Annotated in this window: 18 protein-coding genes; 1 reads left to right on the forward strand and 17 read right to left on the reverse strand. The window is 72.4% G+C overall.

The annotated features are described in order from the left end of the window. Positions 1-163: 163 nt before the first annotated feature. The 5 genes from ACIHIX_RS10120 to ACIHIX_RS10140 form a co-directional block, all read right to left on the reverse strand. Positions 164-856: a response regulator gene (locus ACIHIX_RS10120; RefSeq protein WP_399952561.1), complete on the reverse strand. Its 693-nt coding sequence runs from the start codon at positions 854-856 to the stop codon at positions 164-166. Continuing rightward, positions 853-2259, reverse strand: coding sequence for a sensor histidine kinase (locus ACIHIX_RS10125; protein ID WP_399952564.1), 1407 nt, complete (start codon positions 2257-2259; stop codon positions 853-855). The genes ACIHIX_RS10120 and ACIHIX_RS10125 overlap by 4 nt, the downstream gene beginning before the upstream one ends. Next, entirely contained in the window at positions 2252-3484 is a 1233-nt protein-coding gene (locus ACIHIX_RS10130) for an acyltransferase (RefSeq protein ID WP_399952567.1), read from the reverse strand. The genes ACIHIX_RS10125 and ACIHIX_RS10130 overlap by 8 nt, the downstream gene beginning before the upstream one ends. Beyond that, positions 3477-4298, reverse strand: coding sequence for an alpha/beta hydrolase (locus ACIHIX_RS10135; protein WP_399952570.1), 822 nt, complete (start codon positions 4296-4298; stop codon positions 3477-3479). The genes ACIHIX_RS10130 and ACIHIX_RS10135 overlap by 8 nt, the downstream gene beginning before the upstream one ends. Positions 4299-4753: 455 nt before the next feature. Then, positions 4754-5674, reverse strand: coding sequence for an alpha/beta hydrolase (locus ACIHIX_RS10140; RefSeq protein ID WP_399952573.1), 921 nt, complete (start codon positions 5672-5674; stop codon positions 4754-4756). Between the two features lie 209 nt (positions 5675-5883). Between ACIHIX_RS10140 and ACIHIX_RS10145 the strand changes: the two genes are divergently transcribed. Next, on the forward strand, positions 5884-6489 hold the full coding sequence (locus tag ACIHIX_RS10145; protein ID WP_399952576.1) for a TetR/AcrR family transcriptional regulator: 606 nt from the start codon (positions 5884-5886) through the stop codon (positions 6487-6489). On the opposite strand, the gene kynU is transcribed toward ACIHIX_RS10145, so the two are convergent. From kynU to ACIHIX_RS10205, 12 genes are all read right to left on the reverse strand, one after another. Next, positions 6486-7685: a kynureninase gene (gene kynU / locus ACIHIX_RS10150; protein ID WP_399952579.1), complete on the reverse strand. Its 1200-nt coding sequence runs from the start codon at positions 7683-7685 to the stop codon at positions 6486-6488. The genes ACIHIX_RS10145 and kynU overlap by 4 nt on opposite strands. Continuing rightward, positions 7678-8517, reverse strand: a complete 840-nt coding sequence (locus tag ACIHIX_RS10155) for a tryptophan 2,3-dioxygenase family protein (protein WP_399952582.1) — start codon at positions 8515-8517, stop codon at positions 7678-7680. Before ACIHIX_RS10155 ends, kynU begins: the two co-directional genes overlap by 8 nt. A 158-nt stretch (positions 8518-8675) precedes the next feature. Next, positions 8676-9089, reverse strand: coding sequence for a DUF3151 domain-containing protein (locus tag ACIHIX_RS10160; protein ID WP_399952585.1), 414 nt, complete (start codon positions 9087-9089; stop codon positions 8676-8678). A gap of 92 nt (positions 9090-9181) precedes the next feature. Further along, positions 9182-10639: an MFS transporter gene (locus ACIHIX_RS10165; protein WP_399952588.1), complete on the reverse strand. Its 1458-nt coding sequence runs from the start codon at positions 10637-10639 to the stop codon at positions 9182-9184. Positions 10640-10696: 57 nt separating this feature from the next. After that, complete coding sequence (gene fbaA, locus ACIHIX_RS10170; RefSeq protein ID WP_399952590.1) at positions 10697-11719, reverse strand: class II fructose-bisphosphate aldolase; 1023 nt, start codon at positions 11717-11719, stop codon at positions 10697-10699. Between the two features lie 155 nt (positions 11720-11874). Next, positions 11875-12423, reverse strand: coding sequence for an orotate phosphoribosyltransferase (gene pyrE / locus ACIHIX_RS10175; protein WP_399952592.1), 549 nt, complete (start codon positions 12421-12423; stop codon positions 11875-11877). A gap of 10 nt (positions 12424-12433) precedes the next feature. After that, positions 12434-13222 carry an aldose 1-epimerase gene (locus ACIHIX_RS10180; RefSeq protein ID WP_399952594.1) on the reverse strand — a complete coding sequence of 263 codons (789 nt, stop codon included), beginning with the start codon at positions 13220-13222 and terminating at the stop codon, positions 12434-12436. A 57-nt stretch (positions 13223-13279) separates the two neighbouring features. Continuing rightward, a complete protein-coding gene (locus ACIHIX_RS10185) occupies positions 13280-14119 on the reverse strand; it encodes an SRPBCC domain-containing protein (RefSeq protein WP_399952596.1) in 840 nt (279 codons plus the stop codon). 93 nt (positions 14120-14212) lie between these two features. Continuing rightward, complete coding sequence (locus ACIHIX_RS10190) at positions 14213-15856, reverse strand: polyamine aminopropyltransferase (protein WP_399952598.1); 1644 nt, start codon at positions 15854-15856, stop codon at positions 14213-14215. Positions 15857-15989: 133 nt separating this feature from the next. After that, positions 15990-16508, reverse strand: a complete 519-nt coding sequence (locus tag ACIHIX_RS10195; protein WP_399952600.1) for a DUF2617 family protein — start codon at positions 16506-16508, stop codon at positions 15990-15992. A gap of 370 nt (positions 16509-16878) precedes the next feature. Continuing rightward, positions 16879-17079, reverse strand: coding sequence for a hypothetical protein (locus ACIHIX_RS10200; RefSeq protein WP_399952602.1), 201 nt, complete (start codon positions 17077-17079; stop codon positions 16879-16881). Between the two features lie 4 nt (positions 17080-17083). Continuing rightward, complete coding sequence (locus ACIHIX_RS10205) at positions 17084-17272, reverse strand: hypothetical protein (protein WP_399952604.1); 189 nt, start codon at positions 17270-17272, stop codon at positions 17084-17086. Positions 17273-17287 lie beyond the last annotated feature (15 nt).

Here is a 17287-nt window from a genome sequence, read left to right on the forward strand (position 1 = left end):
TCACATACAGAACCGTAGGCCGAGGCCCGGGTCGGGGTCGTCACCAGTGAGAGGGGTCCTTCGGCATCCGTCTCAGGTACTACGGGTCCCGCGCGGACCACGGGCCCAACGGGCCATGGGGCCACCGGGCCATGGGGCCACCGCCCACCACGGCCCACCCGGTTCAATAGCCGGACGGCCGCACCAGCCCCGACTCGTACGCGAACACCGCAGCCTGCGTACGGTCCCGCAGCCCCAGTTTCACCAGGATGCGGCCCACATGCGTCTTCACCGTCTGCTCCGCCACCACCAGCCGCTGCGCGATCTCCGCGTTCGACAGACCCTGCGCGATCAGCGCCAGCACCTCCGTCTCCCGCTCGGTCAGATCGCCGACCCGTTCCTTCAGGGGCGCTCGGGGGCGATGGTCGAGGCGGGAGAACTCGGTGATCAGGCGCCGGGTGATGCCGGGCGCGAGCAGCGCGTCGCCGGCCGCCACCACCCGTACCGCCTCCGCGAGCTGGTCGGCGGAGGCGTCCTTGAGCAGAAAGCCGGAGGCGCCCGCACGCAGCGCCTCGTACACGTACTCGTCGAGATCGAAGGTCGTCAGCACCAGCACTCTGATCTGCGGAGTCGCCTCGGTGATCCGGCGGGTGGCCTCGATCCCGCCCAGCTCCGGCATCCGGATGTCCATCAGCACGACGTCCGGCGCGAGCTCGGCGACCTTCGCCACCGCGTCCAGACCGTCGACCGCCTGCCCCACCACGTCGATGTCCGGCTGGGTGTTGAGCAGCACGGTGAAGCCCTGCCGGACCATCTGCTGGTCGTCGGCGATCAGTACACGGATGGGGCTGCCAGGGCTGATGGGGCTGCTCGTCATACGGAGCCGTCCTTGGAGTCGGGGGCGGTGTCGGGGGTGGCGCCGGGGGCGGGGGCCTCGGCCCACGGGGGCGAGGTCGGCAGGTACGCGGCCACCTCGAAGCCGCCGTCGGGCGCCGGTCCGGCGCGCAGGGTGCCGCCGAGCATCGCCGCCCGCTCCCGCATGCCGAGCAGACCGTGCCCGGCGCCACGGGAGAACGGGGCGGCGCGGGTGGACGGCGAGTTGGTGATCCGCACATCCACGCCGTGCCGATGGTGGACGAGCCGGACCGTGGCCGTCGCGCCGGGCGCGTGACGCAGGACATTGCTCAGCGCCTCCTGCACGATCCGGTACGCCGACAGCTCCACGCCCGGCGGCCGCGGCAGCCGCTCACCCGCCACATCGACCCGGACGCTCAGTCCGGCCGCCCGGGTGTTCTCCACCAGCGCGTCGAGCCGGTCGAGGGTGGGCTGCGGAGTGTGCGGGGCGGTTCCGGTGCCGCTGTCGCCGCCAGGGCCGGCGCCCGGGTCCGCGGTGTCGGGATGTTCCGAGCGCAACACCCCCAGCACGCGGCGCAGTTCGGTCAGCGCCTCCAGCGCGTTCTCCCGGATGCCCTCCAGGTTCTCCTTGAGCTCGTCGGACGGGTTCTCGACCAGGTGCGGGGCGACCTGCGCCTGTATGGAGATCACGGACATGTGGTGGGCCACCACGTCGTGCAGCTCGCGGGCGATACGGCTGCGCTCCTCCAACAAAGTGCGCCGGGCTCGCTCCTCGGCCGTGAGGGAGGTCTGCTCGACGAGTTGCGCCTTGGCCTCGCGACGGCCGCGCAGGGCTGAGCCGAGGACCACGACGACGGTCAGCAGGATGACCGCGAGCAGCCCGGTGGGCTGGAAGTCGGCCGCGCCGAGCAACCCCTCGATGACGTACGTCAGCAGCAGGTTCAAGGCCAGCGCCTCGACCGACACCCGCGTGCGCACCCGCAGGGTGAGCAGCAGCAGTACGGCCATGTGTCCGATCAGCGCGGCCGCCGACCAGGGCCAGGCGAAATCGTGTGCGCCACCGGCCAGCAGCTGGCGACGGACCTCCAGCGCGCCCACCACCATGGCGATCGTCGACAGCCACCACGCGGGCAGGGGCCGCCACATCGCGCACACCACGGCGGCACCCTGCGCCAGTCCGATGAGGAAGGCGAGTTGGGCACCCACCCCGCCGTTGTCACCGAGCTGCGCCGTGGCGCCGAGGGTGACGCCGAAGGCGACCAGGCACAGCAGCCCGTGCGGCAGCCAGCGCAACCACAGGGAAGGAGGCAGCGGGTCCGCGCGGAGCGTGCACAGGTCCTCGCGCAGTACGCGCAGCCCGCGCCGCACCCGGCCCACGACCATGTGCTGGATCCCCGTTTCCGTCACGCGCCCCACCCTAGACACCGCGCACCCCCACGGACCTCGTCCTTTCGGTCGGCCGATGCCTGCGCACGACCCGTGAGGCCCCGCCCCGGCGACCGCCCTGCTCGTAGGAGCGGAACGCCGACCGGCAGACGGCGAGGGCCAGGGCGAACACCGGCAGCCAGGCCAGGCGGGCCGCGACCCAGTCGAGGCCGTCGGGGACGGTGTGCAGACCCGGGAGGTGCCCCACGAGGAGGCCGGTGGCCGTGGTCGCCATCAGTGCCGTCTGATGCCAGAGGAAGACCGTCATCGCGGAGAGGTTCACCAGGGCGACCGCCGCCCAGGCCAGGGGGCGGCGCATCGCCCCGCGCAGCCGGTCGCGCAGCAGCAGCGCCAGACCGCACTGGGCCAGACCGAAGGTGACCGCGGCCAGTGTCGGCGGGTTCAGGTTGGACACCGCGGCGCCGGGGACGCCGACCATCGACGCCGGATAGCCGGCCCACGCGACGAGTACCGCCGTCGCCACCGCACCGCCCGCCACCAGGGCCCAGCCCGCCCGCCGCCGCTCCAGCTCACCGCGCGTCCAGGCCGCGCCGAGCGTGTACGGCACCAGCCAGCCCGCGACCACGTTGACCCAGCCGAGCCAGGCCGGGCCGCCGAGGCCGAAGCGGATCAGGTCGACATGGAGGACGACGGCGAGCGGCCACAGCGGGCTCAGCCGGGTCAGCAGCGGCGTCGCCGCCGTCAGCGCGGCGAACACCACGAGAAACCACATGGGCGACAGCGCCAGCTTGACGAGGGTGTGGACCGTGCCGAACTCCGCGCCCGTCAGGAGCAGTCCGGCCGCCGCCACCGTCCACAGGGTGAGGACCGCCGCGACCGGTTCGAACAGCCGGGACAGCCGGGCGGTCAGCCATGCGCCGTACGTCGTCCCGCGGGCCCGCGCGGAGGTGTAGCTCCGGGTCGCCACATGACCGCCCACCAGGAAGAACACGGCGAGGGTCTGGAACGCCCAGGAGATCGGGGCGAGCCACGGCATGTGCTGCAACGGGCTCGCGGTGTGCAGGGCACCGCCGTCCGCCACGAGGGCGGTCACCAGCCAGTGGCCGAGGACCACGCCCAGGATGGCGAAGGCCCGCAGGGCGTCCACGGCCCTGTCCCGGTCGACGGGCGTCGCCGCGTCCAGACGGGCGGCGCCCTCGCCTATGTGCTTCCGGACCGAGCGCAGGATCGAGTGCGGGGCCGGGGCCTGGGGCCGTTCACGCATGGGTGACCTCCGAGGTCTTGCCCACAACGATCCGGGCCAGGTTCGTCAGGGCGACCGAGCCGGGGTCGAAGTAGTCGCTGTGGCCACCGTCGCCCGCCGCGAAGCGGCTCGCGCCGAAGGACGGGGACATGGGGTCGGAGCCGAAGCCGACGGTCGTGCCGAACAGGTCCGTCTTGATGTGCGGTACCTCCGCCACCCAGTCGTCGCTGCCGCGGCCGGCCCACACGCGGGCGCGGGTGTGCAGGGCCGCGGCGGTGTCCTCACCGGTACCGGGGCTGCCGAGCAGCACGAGATCGGTCGCGTCCAGGTGGGACGCGGCGCGGGCGCAGACGACCGAGCCGTAGGAGTGGCAGAGGAGGGAGACGGTCGGGGTCGGGCCGACGATGCCTCGGAGTTGGCGTATGAACTGCTGTAGGTGTGGGGCGGCTTGGTCGGCTCTGCCGGTGGTCGTGACCGTCGTGCTGATGGTGTCCGGGGTCTTGTAGCCGAGCCAGGTGATGACCGCCGTGCGGGGCGCTGTGCGGTTCAGCTCGCCGTGCAGGGCGGTCGCGTCGGCGCGGAAGCGGGCGTAGGTGTCGAGGGAGGTGTCGGAGCCGGGGACCAGGACGGCGATGTGGTCGGCGTGGGCCAAGTCGCCGAAGACCTCGGTGGCTTGGCCTTCGCCTCGGCCGTCGAAGTGGAGGAGGTGGTGGGTGGGGGCGGCCAGGGCTCGGTCGGCCGTGGCTCGGTGGGTGTCGCCGTGGGCGGAGGCCATGCGGGAGGCTTCGGCGGCGTTTTCTCTGTTCGCCGCGTAGGCCCTGTCCAGGGTGGACACCGTCAGGTGGGGCAGCGTGGCTGGAGCCGGAGCCGGTATCTCCGGGCGGGCCGCGGCGGAGAGAGGGAGTACTACCGCCGCCGTGATGAGGGTGGCGAGGGTCGCTCGGCGCCGTGTGTGGGTGCGGCGGCGTGGGGGTGCGGGTGGCGGCGTTTCGCGTGCCCGCGCTTGCGGGGTACCGCCTGCGCCCACCCGTGCCGCCCCAGCGGCACGACTGCCCGCAGGCTGCGCTGACATACGGTTGATCGAAAACCCCATGTCCGTCTCCCCCTCCCAGTCCGCCCGTCCATCGGGCCTCTCTGAGTGGGAAATTACGGATCCGGACACCTCGTCCGCGTCCCGCCGGGGAGCTCACATCCGCCGTAGCTCTCAGGTATTACGGGTATGAAAGGGGCCCGTCCTCAAAGCCCCCTCAAAGCCCGCTCAAAGCCCCCCACCGCACCCCCAACAACCCCTCACCACGCCAACTGCGCAATCTCCTCCGCCACCACCGCACACGCATCCGCCGCCGGATCGATCAGCGGGAAGTGGCCGACCTCCTCCAGCAACGTCACCCCCACCACCTCCCCCGCCTTCGCCGCCGCGTCCGCGTACGCGTCGGCGACCGCCTGCGGCACCACGTCGTCCGTACGCCCCTGCACCAGCGTCGTCGCGATCCCCGTCGGCAGCAGCAGCGCCGGGTCGGCATACGGCTGCCGGGTCGCGAAGTGCTCGTCGCCGCCCAGGAGTTGCAGCGAGGCACCCCCGCACACGCCCAGCTTCTCCGCCACCGTGAAGTCGGCGATGGGGGCCAGCGCCACCACGCCCCGCAGGGGTGGGGGCCGGTCCACGCGCCAGCCGGAATCGGCCGGCAGCACGTGCCGGGCCGCGGCCCACAGTGCCAGGTGGCCGCCCGCCGAGTGCCCGGTGACCACCGTGCGGCGCGGGTCGGCCTGCGGGAGAGCCGCTCGTACCAGCGCCGGCAACGCGTCCAGCGCCGCAGCCACGTCGTCGAACGTGTCCGGCCAGCGCCCGGCGACCGGCCCGGACGCGTTCCGCCCCCCGGAGGCGTCCTGGCCCCCGGAGGTGTCCTGCCCCGGCAGCAACGCCCCCCGCCGGTACTCCACGTTGGCCACGGCGAACCCCCGCCGTGCCAGATAGTCGGCGAACGGCGTGATGTGCCGTCGGTCGTACGGCGCCCGCCACGCGCCGCCGTGCAACACGACCACCAGCGGAGCGAGCACCCCCGCCGGGATCTCACCCTTCGGAGCGTAGAAGTCGATCACCTGGTCGGGGTGGTCGCCGTACGCGGAACTGACGTCGGGGTCGACGGGCGGGTGGGAGAACGCCGACTCCTCCTCGGCGGCGGCCCGGGCTGCTGCGGAGTCGTCGGGCATGCTCCAACCTCTCAGCGATGAAACGCATTTGGACGAGAATTCGACTGTAGGCGGGGACGGTATCAGGCCCGTGACGTGCGCGGACACACCCATGTCACGCTCGGTGAGGATTAAACGGTTCTGCTGTTTCGTTACGCTGAGCCCGACGCAGCCCGCGTCGAGGCCCGTCTCGTGCGACAGCCCCCACAACCGTCCCCATGGAGGCCGATATGTCCGCCGAACCCGGCACCGTACGTCCCGGAGGACGTACCGCCCGTGTCCGCGCGGCCGTGCTCCAGGCGGCCGGTGACGTCCTCGCCGAGCACGGGTTCGCGCATCTCGACCTGGCCGACGTGGCCCGCCGGGCCGAGGTCGGCAAGACCACCGTCTACCGGCGCTGGGGCTCGGTGACCGGTCTGGTCGCCGACCTCCTCGCCGACATGGCCGAGCAGTCGCTGCCCCGCGAGGACACCGGCACCGTGCTGGGCGACCTCCGCGCCAACGCCCGTCTCGTGCAGCGCACCCTCGCCGACCCCCGCCAAGGCGCCCTGTTCCGCGCGGTGATCGCCGCCGCGACCTGCGACGAACGGACGGCACAGGCCCTACGACGGTTCTACGACATCCGGGTCGCCGAGTGGGCACCCTGCGTTCAACAGGGGGTCGAGCGTGGGGAGTTGCCACCGAGGACGGACGCCGAGGAGGTCGTACGGGCCGTGTCCGCACCGCTCTACTACGCGCTGCTGACCACCGGAACGGCCCCGACCCCCGCCGCCGCCGACCGCGCGGCACACGCCGCTCACGCCGCCGCGACAGCAGGGGTCTACACGCAGGACTAGGGACGCTCCAGCACATCCCCCAACACCCGTGCCGCCCGCTCCACTTCACCGAAGCCGACGTACAACGGCGTGAATCCGAACCGCAGCACATCCGGGTGCCGGAAGTCGCCGACCACGCCCCGCGCGATCAGCTCCTTCATGACCTCCCCGGCGTCGTCGCACCGCAACGCGACCTGGCTGCCGCGCTCCGCGTGGGCCACCGGCGTCACCGACTCCACGCGTCCCGCGGGCGCGTACGCGGCCACGCACTCCAGGAAGAAGTCGGTCAGGGCGAGGGACTTGGCCCGCACCGCCTCGACGGAGACGCCGTCCCAGACCTCAAGCGCCGCCTCCAGGGCCAGCATCGAGAGGATGTCCGGCGTACCGACCCGGCCGCGCACCGCGCCCGCCGCCGGTTCGTACGCGGGCCGCATGCCGAAGGGTTCCGCATGCGAGTTCCAGCCGGGCAGCGGGGAGTCGAAGCGGGCCTGGAGGCCGTGCCGGACGTACAGGTACGCCGGTGAACCCGGGCCGCCGTTCAGGTACTTGTAGGTGCAGCCGACCGCCAGGTCGACCCCGTGCTCGTCCAGCCCGACCGGCAGCGCGCCCGCGCTGTGGCACAGGTCCCAGACCGCCACCGCCCCCGCCGCGCGCACGGCGGCGGTCAGCGACGGCAGGTCGTGCAGCCGGCCCGTGCGGTAGTCGACGTGGTTCAGCAGCACGGCCGCCGTACGGTCGCCCAGCACCCCGGGCACCTCCGCCGGTGTCACCGGGATCAGCGTGCACCCGGTCATCCGCGCCGCCGACTCGGCGATGTACCCGTCCGTGGGGAAGGTCGTGGCATCGACGACGATCTCGTCCCGGCCGGAACCGGGCCCGCCCGCGATCCGCACGGCCGCCACAAGTGCCTTGAAGACGTTGACACTTGTGGAGTCGCCGACCACGATCTGCCCGGCCGCCGCCCCCACCAGCGGAGCGATCCGGTCACCGATCCGCTCGGGCGCCGTCCACCAGCCGCTCTCGTCCCAGGACCGGATGCGCAGCTCGCCCCACTGGCGCCGGACGACGTCCTCGACCCGCCCCGGAACGGCGGCGGGCAGCGCGCCCAGCGAGTTGCCGTCCAGGTACACGACTTCGTCGAGCACGAACTTCCCGCGCACAGCAGCCAGTTCGTCACCGGCGTCCAGTTTCTCGGCCCTTGTCGCGAACTCAGACATGCGACCGCGCCGTCCACAGCTCGGGGAACACGTTCTTCTGCGCCCGCTTCTCCAGCCACGCCACCCCGGCGGAGCCGCCCGTGCCCGCCTTGGCGCCCATCGCGCGCCGGGTGGCCACCAGATGGTCGTTGCGCCAGCGCCACACCAGCTCGGCGACGTCCGTCAACGCCTCGCCCAGCCGGGCGAGTTCAGCGCTGCCGTCACCGGAGTAGAGGGCGGTCCAGACGGACTCGACCTCCGCCGACGGCTCGTACCGCAGCGACACGTCACGCGTCAGCACGGCGGCCGGGATCGCGTGCCCGCGGCGCGCCAGCAGCCGCAGCACCTCGTCGTACAGGCTCGGCTCGTGCAGCGCCTTCTCCAGCTCGGCGTGCACCCGCGGGGCGCCCCGGTGCGGAACCAGCATGGACGCCGACTTCTCGCCGAGCAGGAACTCCATCCGCCGGTACATCGCCGACTGGAAGCCGGAGCCCTCACCGAGCGCGGCCCGGTACGAGTTGAACTGGGCCGGGGTGAGCTGGCCGAGCGGCCGCCAGGAGGCGTTCAGCGCCTCCAGCTCCCGTACGGAACGCTTCAGCGCGTCGACCGCGACGGGCACGTCGTCGGAGCGCAGCGCCCGGGCCGCGGTCTCCCACTCATGGACGATGACCGTGAACCACAGCTCCATCACCTGGGTCGTGACCAGGAAGACCATCTCTCCGGGATCGTCGGAGAGGGTGTGCTGGAGGTGGGTGAGCACGTCCGCCTTGACGTAGTCCTCGTACGGCGTCGTGCCTTCGAAGTCGAGATGCGGGGTCTCGGGCTCCGGGATCTCGTGAGCCTCGTGGGACATCGCTGTCTCCTGTTGTGTACTCCGGGTAGCGGTCCGCCCCTGCCGTTACCGACACGGGGGCCCCGGTCCCCATCCGAATCCTCAGCCGTCACCCCCGAAGAGCGCAAGGCCCGACCGGATCACAGATCACAGCCGGGCCCGCACCGAAACAGAAGGCTCTAGCCCAGCGTCTGCGCCGCCGTCGGCGAGGAGTCCTTCAGGAACTGCGAGCAGCGCTCGTACTCCTCCTGCTCCCCGATGGCACCCGCGGCGCGGGCGAGGGCGTGCAGGGCGCGCAGGAAGCCGCGGTTCGGCTCGTGCTCCCAGGGGACCGGGCCGTGGCCCTTCCAGCCGCTGCGGCGCAGTGCGTCCAGGCCTCGGTGGTAGCCCGTACGGGCGTAGGCGTACGACTCCACGACGCTGCCCCGCTCGAACGCCTCGTCGGCGAGCTGGGCCCAGGCGAGGGAGGAGGTGGGGTACTTGGCGGCGACGTCCGCGGGTGCCGTGCCGGCGGCGAGCAGTTCACGCGGCTCGGGGTCGTCGGGGAGGTGGGTCGGGGGCGGGCCCCCGAGGAGGTTCTCGTGAATCGACATGAGGACAGTGTCTCTCGGTTGTCGGCTGCGGGTGCGTCGTGGCTGGTCGCGCTCACGCGGCGGTAGCCGCAAATTGATACAGCCCCGCGCCCCTAAAGGCCTTCGCCCAGCCGTCCCTTGGAACGCTCACCCTCCAGAGGGGGCGCGGTGATCGACCCATGGGTGATGCACTCCGGGCGCCTGCAATCCGGTGGCAGCGCCCGTACCGTCGTGAACGCCACCGCCGCCCCCACGACCAGCACCCCCGCGCACACCACCATCGCCCGCCCGAACGCGTCGTCGAAGGCGGCCGGGGTGCGGTACGCCTCCTCGCCCATCCCGGCGATCAGCGGGAGCGCGGCGACCGCGATGAGGCCCGCCGCGCGAGCCGCCGCGTTGTTGATGCCGCTGGCCAGACCCGCCCGGGCCACGTCCACGGAGGCGAGGACGGTCGCGGTGAGCGGGGCGACCAGGGTGACCATGCCGAGGCCGAGGACGAGGAGGGCGGGGAGGACGTCGGCGAAGTAGTTCGCGTCCGGCCCGACCCGGAGCATGAGCAGCATGCCGAGCGCGCACAGCAGGGGCCCGACCGTGAGCGGGATGCGCGGACCGATGCGGTCGGCCAGCTCGCCCGACCTGGCCGAGAACAGCAGCATCATCGCGGTCGTCGGCAGCAGGGCCGTACCGGCGCCGAGGGCCGAGTAACCGGCGACGACCTGGAGCTGGAGCGCGGCCAGGAAGAAGAACCCCCCGAAGGCCGCGTAGACGCAGAGGGTGACCAGGTTGACGGCGGTGAACTGCCTCGACGCGAAGATCCCGAGCGGCATCATCGGGTCGGGACGCCGCTTCTCGACGTAGACGAAGGCGACGCCGGTCAGCACGCCGAGCACCGCCGTGATCCAGTCCTCCTCGATCAGCGCGTACGTCACCAGCGCCAGCGCGAGCGCCCCCAGCAGGGCACCCAGCACGTCGAAGCCGGCGTGCTTGCGGCCGTCGCCTGATTCGGGGACGTGCCGTACGGCGATGGGGGCGCACAGCAGCGCGACCGGGACGTTCAGCAGGAAGACCCAGCGCCAGCCGGGCCCGTCCACCAGCCAGCCGCCCAGGAACGGCCCCACGGCCGCCCCGATACCACCGAAGCCGGACCACAGGCCGACCGCCCGCCCCCGGTCGTCGGGATGGAAGGAGGCCTGGATGAGGGCCAGGGAACCGGGCGTGAGGAGCGCGCCGCCCACACCTTGCAGCGCCCGTGCCCCGATCAGCACCCCGGCGTTCGGCGCGAGCCCGCACAGCAGAGAGGCCGCCGCGAACCACACCACACCCACGACGAAGACCTTGCGCCGCCCGTACCGGTCCCCCAGCGAGCCGCCGAGCAGGATCAGCCCGGCCAGCGTCAGCATGTACGCGTTGATCGTCCACTGGAGTGCGGCGAGGTCGGCGTCGAGATCCTCGCCGATACGGGGAAGTGCCACGTTGACGACGGTCGAGTCCAGCATCGCCATGCTGGAACCGAGCACGGTGGTGAGCAGGATCCACTTGCCCTGCGGTGAGGCCAGCCGGACATCGGGCATGACCCCAGTAAACAGTGAGCCCGGTGCCGAAGCACCGGGCTCACCATGAAGTACCGCTTACTTGATCTTCGTACCCGTCGAACGAAGGTCGGCGCAGGCCTGCGTCACACGGGCGGCCATGCTGCCCTCGGCGAGCTTGCCCCAGGTGCGCGGGTCGTAGGTCTTCTTGTTGCCGACCTCGCCGTCGATCTTCAGGACACCGTCGTAGTTCTGGAACATGTGGGCCGCCACCGGACGCGTGAACGCGTACTGGGTGTCGGTGTCGATGTTCATCTTGACGACGCCGTTGTCCAGCGCGGTCGCGATCTCCTCGGCGGTGGAGCCGGAGCCGCCGTGGAAGACGAAGTCGAACGGGGAGGTCTTGCCGTACTTGGCGCCGACACCCTCGTTGAGGTCCTTCAGCAGCTCGGGACGCAGGACGACGTTGCCCGGCTTGTAGACGCCGTGCACGTTGCCGAAGGAGGCGGCGAGCAGGTAGCGGCCCTTCTCGCCGAGGCCGAGGGCCTCCGCGGTGCGCAGGGCGTCGTCGACCGTCGTGTAGAGGGAGTCGTTGATCTCGTGCGAGACACCGTCCTCCTCGCCGCCGGTCGGGGTGATCTCGACCTCAAGGATGATCTTCGCCGCGGCGGTGCGGGCCAGCAGCTCCTGCGCGATGGCCAGGTTGTCGGCGAGGGTCTCGGCCGAGCCGTCCCACATGTGCGACTGGAAGAGCGGGTTCTCGCCGCGGGCGACGCGCTCCTCGGAGACCGCGATCAGCGGACGTACGTACCCGTCGAGCTTGTCCTTCGGGCAGTGGTCCGTGTGCAGCGCGACGGTGACGTCGTACTTCTTGGCGACGATGTGCGCGAACTCGGCCAGGGCTACGGCGCCGGTGACCATGTCCTTGTTGTGCTGACCGCCCAGGAACTCGGCGCCACCGGTCGAGATCTGGATGATGCCGTCACTCTCGGCCTCGGCGAAGCCGCGCAGTGCCGCGTGCAGGGTCTGCGTCGAGGTGACGTTGATGGCCGGGTAGGCGAACTTGCCTGCCTTCGCCCGGTCGAGCATCTCGTTGTAGACCTCGGGGGTTGCGATGGGCATCTGTCCGCTCCTTGGAGTGTGCGGGTTGGCGTACTACGTGCTTACGGCCCTGACCTAGACCTTGGTGTGGGGGTTGCGACGTCGTCGTCGGGCCCCATCTTTCCAGACGAACCGGGATGCTCGGAGCGGTCGGAAGTCCCGGTCGTCAGGCCTTTTCAGTCCAGGCCCAACTCGTCCTTGGAGAAGGCGAAGCGGTACGGCACCCCGGCGCCCTGTTCGATCTTCTCGGCGGCGCCGGTGGCCCGGTCGACGATCGTGGCGACGGCCACGACCTCGGCGCCCGCCTCCCGCACGGCCTCCACGGCGGTCAGCGGAGAACCGCCGGTGGTGGAGGTGTCCTCCACGACGATGACGCGTCGGCCCGCGATGTCCGGGCCCTCGACACGCCGCTGGAGACCGTGGGCCTTGGCGGCCTTGCGGACGACGAAGGCGTCGAGCCGCCGGCCCCGCGCGGCGGCGGCGTGCAGCATCGCGGCGGCGACCGGGTCGGCGCCCATCGTCAGCCCGCCCACCGCGTCGAACTCCAGGTCGGCGGTCAGGTCGAGCAGCACCTGCCCGACCAGCGGGGCCGCCTCCCCGTCCAGGGTGACGCGTCGCAGGTCGACGTAGTAGTCCGCCTCCAGACCCGACGACAGGGTCACCTTGCCGTGCACCACGGCCTTGTCCTTGATCTGCTGCAGCAGCGTGCCGCGTACGTCCGTCATGCCGCCCAGCTTAGAGGCGCCGCCAGCTCCAGGTGGTGGCGGCTTCGAGTGGCTCCAGGGGCGTGACCAGGCGCGGCAGCGTGTTCAGGCCGTTGGGCGGGCCGGTCTGCGGCTCCACGCACACGGCCTCGGCCTGCTCGTCGTAGACCACGACCCACTCCTCGCGGGAGGCGACCTTCAGCTCCAGCTGCCCCGGCCAGGTCAGGGTCACGTCGACGCCGCCGGGCATGCCGAAGCAGTCGTCCCAGGGCCCGGGCTTCGGGTCGATACGCCGCCCGGTGGGCAGGTGGTCGTCCCCGCGCTCCTCCTGCCACCCGGCCTCGAAGGCCACCCGCACGTCCTCGCCGCCGAGGCTGCGGTGGAACCACGGGTGCCAGCCGATCTGGGCCGGGAAGGAGGTGTCGTACGTCTCCACGGACATGGTCAGCGTGACGGAGTCGGGCGTCAGGGCGACGGCCTGGGTGACGCGGCCGGAGTAGGGCCACGGCTCGACCAGGTCGTACGTGATGACGGCCTCGTCGGCCGAGGTGCGCGCGACGCGCCAGGCGCCGTCGCGAGTGGTGCCGTGGATGGCGTGCGGCGGGGAGTTCAGCGGCAGCTGGTGCAGGGTGGCGCCGTTGCGGAACCGGCCGTCCCTGATCCGCCCGCACCAGGGCACCATCGGGAAGCAGCCGAATCGGTCGCCCTGCCGCAGCAGTTCGACCCCGTCGACGCGCAGCCCGCCGATCCGTCCGCCGTTGCCCGGCAGTACGGTCACCTCCGCGTCACCCGCGGTCAGCGTGATGGGTTCGTTACTCACGGGACGACCCTACTGGGGCGATCAAGAGGGCGATCGCGCCACCACCCCGGCGGCCCGTCAGCGCCGCTTGCGCAGCACCCGCCCCACCACGATCGCCGACGCCAGCACCACCGCCGCGGCGGGCGCGGCCCATCGAAGCGCCGGGTTCGGGGCGATGGTCTGCGGCGCGGGGACGGGCGCGTACCGGCCACGTGGCGGCGCGTGATCCACCTCCTCCGCGCTCCGCCCGATCATCGTCCGCCGCGCGTGCGCGGCTTCGGCGGGGAGGTCGCGGGGGGCGGTGAAGTCCTCGTCGGGGGTGGGGACTTGGGAGGGGGTGGGAGCCTCGGGGACCTCGGGGGCTTCAGGGGTCTCGGGGGCCTCGGGGGTCTCGGGCTCGTCCGACGCTTCCGGTGCCGCGGGGGCTTCGGCGGTCTCGGGTGCTTCCGGTGATCGGGGCGCCTCGGTGCCCTCCGTGGCCTCGGAGGCCGGACCCCGTGCCGCGTTCCCCAGGTTCTCCGCGAAACGGTTCAGCAACCGGCCCACGGCCGAGGTCACCGCGTCCCCCGGCAGCTCCGTGATGCGCCCGTCCGCCGAGGCGGTCCCCGTGAAGGTGAGGGTGGTTCCGCCCTCGGCCTGCGTCGGCCGCAGAACCAGCGCGAGCGTCACCGCACCGCTGCCGCGCGCCTCCACGGCGTCGCCCTCGATGCCGTACGTCCCGTCGTCCCGTACGGAGATCCGGGCGGACCCCCGATAGGTGATGGTGTGACCCCCGACGCGTACCTTCAGCCGCCCGGTGACGGGCTCGGCGCCGGCGTCCTGTTGGAGCCCGGGAACGGCCCGGGCGACCCGTAGGGGATCGGCCAGTGCCTCCCTGAGCCGCTCGGCCGGAACCGGAACGAACACCTCATGCTCCATGGTCCGCGAGCCTACCCAGAGGACCGCCGAGTGCACCCCCGTTGGTCGAAAGTGACCGCGCGTCGAACGGACACCCACTCCTCGGCGGGCCCGTCAGTAGCGCGGATGCACCAATGTCGACACCGTCGGCCCGGCCCCCGGCGCGCGCATCCGCTCCGCCGCCCTTCCGTCGGCCTCCAGGTCCTGCTGGGTCAGGGTCTTCAGAGGCGGCTCACGGGGGTCGAGGCGCAGAGGTGGGCGGTGGTGCGCGGCGGCGAGCACGAAGCCCCAGTCGCGGGGGGCGCGGCTGGCGGCCGTGGTGCGGTCGGGGCCGGCCGCGAAGCCCTCGTCACGGCCGCCGACCCGGTAGGGGGCGGTGTGCAGGCCCGCCGCGCGGATGGTCGCCTCGACCGTCCAGAAGACGCGGGGACGGGAGGAGAGCGGACCGGCGTGCACCACGAGGCGTCCGTCGGGGGCGAGCGCGCGGTGGGCGAGGCCGTAGAACTCCTGGGAGTAGAGCTTGGTGCTGGCGGTGATGCCCGGGTCGGGCAGATCGGCGATCACCACGTCGTACGCCGCCGGGCGCACCCCGCGCAGCCAGCCGAAGGCGTCGCCGGTGGTGACATGGACGCGCGGGTCGGCGTACGCGTGGCCGTTGAGGGCGGCGAGGGCGGGGTCCGTGCGGGCCAGCCGGACCACTCCGGCGTCGAGTTCGACGACGTCGACCCGGCGTACGTCGGGATGGCGCAGCACCTCGCGGGCCGCGAGTCCGTCGCCGCCGCCGAGGATGAGCACGCGGGTGTGCGGGCCGTTCATCGCGGGGTGGACGAGCGCCTCGTGGTAGTGGCGTTCGTCGCGGCCGCTGACGCGGAGGCGGCCGTCGAGGAAGAGGTCGAGGGGGCGGCCCTCGGTGCCGCCGGTGAGGACGACCTCCTGGACGTCGGTCTGGAGGGCCACGCGGACGTCGTCGCCGTAGACGGCGTGGCGCGCGGCGCGTTCGAAGTCGTCGACGAGGACGGCGGCCGCGGCGAGGATGCCGAGCACGGCGAGGTTGGCGATCACCAGCAGCCAGCGGGCCCGGCGGGTGAGGTCACGGCGGAACAGGCCGAGGACGAGGGCGCCGCCGACGATCGCGTTGACGGTGCCGGTGATCAGGGCGCCGGTCAGCTGGCCGAGCAGGGGCAGGAGCAGGAACGGGAAGGCGAGGCCGCCGACGAGGCCGCCGACGTAGTCCGCCGCGAAGAGGTCGGCGACCGCGCCGCCCGCGTCCTGGCGGCGGATGCGCTGGATCAGCTCCATCAGCAGGGGGACCTCGGCGCCGATGAGGAGGCCGATCGCGAGGGAGAACGCGACGAGGAGGCAGCGCGGTCCGTGGGCCCACAGGCCGCCCCAGTCGCCGGTCCAGGCGAAGGCGGCGTACAGCGCCATCGCGCTGCACCCGCCGACGAGGGCGAGCGCGGCCTCGATCGCGCCGAAGCCGGCCGCGGCGCGCCATCGCAGCCGCTTGGCGAGGAGCGAACCGACTCCCATCGCGAAGACCATCACGGACAGCACGACGGACGCCTGGGTGACGGAGTCGCCGATCAAGTAGGAGGCGAGGGCGACCAGTTCGAGTTCGTACACCAGTCCGCACGCGGCGCAGACGAAGACACCCGCCAGAACGAGGAACCGTCCGACCGCGGGCCGCACCGGAAGCCGCACGGGACCCGCCCAGGGCGGCGGGGCGCCGGGCGGGGCGGGTGCGTGCGGTTCGATCACGTTGCGACGGTACGTCACTGAAACGGCACGCTTCGTCACCCACACGTGTGGGACTCACGCGCAGCGGGCCGACGGGGGTTTGCGCGGCCGGGGAGGCGACTCGACTGCCAGGGCCTGTGCGGCGGATCCCGCCCTAGAGCGCGGCAGGAACCTTGACGCCGACCCTGGTCCGGGTGGCGACCAACTGGCCGTCCTGCGGATACGCGTGCCAGGTGCGCCAGAGGATCTGCCCCTCGTGGCGCTGGGCGAGGAGGGCCGTGAACGCGTGGGGGCTGCCGGGGAAGACGCCCGCGAGGCCGTGCGGATGGTCGGAGACCAGGGCCAGCAACTCCTGGGCGCGACCCGCGAACTGGCCCGGGGAGAGGAGCTCCACGCGGGCCGCGAACTCGTACTCCCAGTCGCCGACCCGCTTGGCGACGCCGAGCGGCAGGGGTGTGCTGCTGCCCGGGATGCACGCCACCGTCTCCGAACAGATGCCCCGCTCCTCCTCCAGGAGCACTTGGTGGGACGCGCCGAGGAGTCTCAACTGGAGCTTTGTCCCGGTCAGTTCCAGGTCGAGCGTGGCCAGCGCCGGAAGCGGCTCGCGTCCCAGGGCCCAGGCGAGGTCGGCCGCGCGCGTGTCGGTGTAGGAGGTGTTCAGGGTCGTGAGCATGGATCGGCTCCGCAAGCACGCAAAGAAAGGGCGGTGTGGGGGGCGCCGGCGCACCCGGGTCGACACCGGCGGGGATTCGGCCCGGTCGGCCCGGTCGGGATGTCACAGCTGAAGTGTCCTGAGGACGGCCGAGGGCCCGCGTTGGTGATTTAGAGGGAATCATGAACTGTGGCGCCGCCACAGCGTTTTTACCCAACTTCGTGGCGTTTCCATCCCTCAGAGGGCCCCACAGTTCAACTGTTCAACTACGGCGCACGCGGGGCCCGCCAGGGCGTACGCCGGGGCATCCGCGCCCCGGGCGCGAAAAGCCGGGCCCCAGTACCTCCGGGCCCGGCTCGTCCGGACGCGACAGGAGCTCAGCTGCCCCGTGTCAGCTGCCTCCCCCGCATCCGCCCCCACCTCCGCCTCCGTCCGCCCAGCTGTTGCCGCTGGTGTCGACGCCCCCACCGGCGCTGCCGAAGCGGTAGGGCCGCCGGCCCCCCTTTCGGTTCCGGCGCACCGACCATCTGATCAACCACAGGATCAGGGCCCAGTACAGGGCCACCAGGATGATGACGAGGGCCGTGATCACGGCGTCACCCTCCTTCCGTCCCCCCGAGGTCCCGGCCGCTCAGCTGCCGCCGCCGCAACCACCGCCGCCCCCGCAGGACGACCCGCCGCCACACGACGAGCCACCCCCGCAGGACGAGGAGGAGGAACCACAGGAGGAGGACGAGGACGAACCGCACGACGAACCGCCGCTGCTCGACCCCCCGTCGGCCCACCAGCTGCTGCCGCTG

Source organism: Streptomyces sp. NPDC051913 (assembly GCF_044593635.1).
In the GTDB taxonomy this organism is placed as follows: Bacteria; Actinomycetota; Actinomycetes; order Streptomycetales; family Streptomycetaceae; genus Streptomyces.